The organism is Nonomuraea lactucae, assembly GCF_003313395.1.
GTDB classification, from domain to species: Bacteria; Actinomycetota; Actinomycetes; order Streptosporangiales; family Streptosporangiaceae; genus Nonomuraea; species Nonomuraea lactucae.
In genome coordinates this window covers 1-2,420 of record NZ_QNFZ01000621.1, presented here as the reverse complement: position 1 = coordinate 2,420, position 2,420 = coordinate 1, and the positions used below count along the sequence as shown (strand labels likewise).

General features: G+C 72.2%; 3 protein-coding genes. 2 read left to right on the top strand and 1 reads right to left on the bottom strand.

All coding sequences use genetic code 11. From position 1 onward, the window contains the following. Together DQW85_RS24380 and DQW85_RS24375 are read left to right on the top strand one after the other, a co-directional pair. On the top strand, positions 1-253 hold a 253-nt coding region (locus DQW85_RS24380), incomplete at its 5' end, for a hypothetical protein (RefSeq protein WP_205315369.1). 330 nt (positions 254-583) lie between these two features. Further along, entirely contained in the window at positions 584-1,687 is a 1,104-nt protein-coding gene (locus tag DQW85_RS24375) for a S1 family peptidase (protein WP_240197397.1), read from the top strand. 131 nt (positions 1,688-1,818) lie between these two features. Here the strand turns inward: DQW85_RS24375 and DQW85_RS24370 are convergent. Beyond that, on the bottom strand, positions 1,819-2,420 hold a 602-nt coding region (locus tag DQW85_RS24370), incomplete at its 5' end, for a TetR/AcrR family transcriptional regulator C-terminal domain-containing protein (protein ID WP_113702352.1).

Here is a 2,420-nt window from a genome sequence, read left to right as displayed (position 1 = left end):
GGCGAGCGAGCGCCGGCCCGTGGCCGCGGCCGAGAGCGGACGGACCTCGCCGGTTCCGCGTGGGCAGCGGCCCGCCGCCGGCGGGAGAGGGAAGCCGCCGGCCGGGGGACGCGACAGGGTCAGGAAGACGGACCGCACCACCGCGCGCGAGCCGCAGGGCCGAGATCTCGACGTGCTCCACGAGTGGTGCGACGCCCACTTCGGCGGCGGGACCACGCTCGCGAGCGTCTGCCACACCTACGTCGGCCCGTAGCACGCCGGTAGTCGGCTCGTCGCACACCGACCGTCGGCCCGTCGCACACCGACCGTCGGCCCGTCGCACACCGGTAGTCGGCCCGTGCAGGACGCCACGAAGGCGGGCCGCCACGCTGGTCGGCTAGGTCCAGCGGATCAGGGGGCGGTGACCGTACGATCATCACATGCCAGTGGATCTCCAGGTCAGAGCGTTAGTGCCCACGGCGACCGCCCCCACCCGAAAGGTCCATAACACCGTAATAGATCACCTTTGACATCTAGGCGTATTCACCCCAGCCGATAACTTGACAGCACCCCCCACAAAGGAGTGCATATGTGGAGTAAGCGCATGGGTCTTGCAGGCGCCACCATCATGGTCGTCTGTCTGGCCACCCCCCTCTCCCCCGCCGCCGCCGACCCCACTCCCCCGGCAACCGCCCCACCGGGCATGGTCGACGCTCTCGAGCGCGACCTCGGGATCACCGAGCAGCAGGCCCTCCAGCGGCTGGCCAACGAGCAGCGCGCCGCGGCGACGGAGGCGAGGCTCAGCTCCTCACTCGGCTCGTCGTACGGCGGCGCATGGCTGAACGAGGACGCTTCGCGGCTGATGGTCGCCACCACCGACCCCGCGGCCGCTCCCGGCATCGAGGCGCAGGGCGCCCAGCCGGTCGTCGTCCAGCGTTCGCTGTCACAGCTGAACGCGGTCAAGGACCAGATCGACCGGGCCTCCGACCAGGCGAAGGCCGGCGCCTCGCTCTGGTACGTCGACCTGGCCAGCAACAGCGTGGTCATCGTCACCGCCCACCAGGACGCCGGCGACGGACTCGCCGCCACCGCGGGTGTGGACCGGAACGCGGTCCGCGTGACCGTGAGCAACGAGGCCCCGCAGCCGTACATCAACCTCATCGGCGGCTCCGCCTACTACATCGGCTCCAGCCGGTGCAGCATCGGCTTCTCCGTGACGCGCGGCGCCACCCCTGGCTTCGTCACCGCCGGCCACTGCGGCCGGCCCGGCAACGTGACCTCCAACCCGTCCGGCACCTTCCAGGGCTCCTCGTTCCCGGGCAACGACTACGCCTGGGTCGCCACGCCCGGCCACACCCCGACGCCGTACGTACGCGGCGCCGGCGGCGCTCTGGTCACCGTGCGCGGCTCCACGCAGGCCTCGGTCGGCGCCTCCATCTGCCGTTCCGGCTCCACCACCGGCTGGCGCTGCGGCGTCATCCAGCAGCACAACGCCACGGTCAGGTACCCGCAGGGCACGGTCTACGGCCTGACCCGCACCAGCGCCTGCGCGCAGCCGGGTGACTCCGGCGGCTCGTTCATCTCCGGCAGCCAGGCCCAGGGCGTGACCTCGGGCGGTTCGGGCAACTGCTCGATCGGCGGCACGACCTACCACCAGCCCGTGAACGAGATCCTGGGCGCGTACGGGCTGACCCTCAGAGTCGGCTGACCCAGGCCGTCTGGCCCCCTCCGCGTCCACCACCAGCGTGCCCGGCCCCATTGGCCGGGCACGCTCTTTCTGTCTCTCCACACTGTCGCTCCACACCGGCTCCCCGCCGTGCTCCCCGCCGTGCTCCCCGCTCAGTCGCGGCCGGCCCCGCGTCGTCTCCGGTAGGCGCGCTGCTGGCAGGCACGCGAACAGTACGCGCGCGGCCGTCCGGAGGCGGGACGATCCACCGGGTTGCCGCACACGAGACACAGCCCTTCTCGACTTTCGTCACGCTTTTCATCACGCTGATTGGCGCGCTGCCGGATCAGCAACTCGATGCCGTCCAGCAGCCGCGCCAGGCCGAACCCGAACGGATCCTCCGGCCGGTCGTAGCCGCCCTCCTGCCACAGGCGCGAGAGAGTCGGGTAGCGGTCGAGGCGCTCGAAGAGGGAGTCTCGGGAGCTCCACCACTCCTCGTGGCTGACACCGCTGCGGCGTTCGGCCCGCGCGGCCTCCACCAGCAGCAGGGCCTCCGCGTCCACGAACCTGCCGACCAGGCCGACCACGGCGATCACCTCGGAGGGGGTGAGGCCGGTGCCCGCGACCGTGCTCAGCATGTAGTCGTAGCAGGCGACCGTGTTGGGGCCGGGCACGTGCCGCCCGCCCCGCACCTCCGCCAGCCAGGGGTGGCGCTTGCGCAGCTCCCACCCCGCCCGGGCGCCCGCCTCCAGCCGCGCCCGCCACCCGCCCGCGG

Bases quoted from the DNA above. Each gene is read 5' to 3' on its own strand.
- DQW85_RS24375 (WP_240197397.1), top strand. From the start codon at position 584: ATGGGTCTTGCAGGCGCCACCATCATGGTCGTCTGTCTGGCCACCCCC.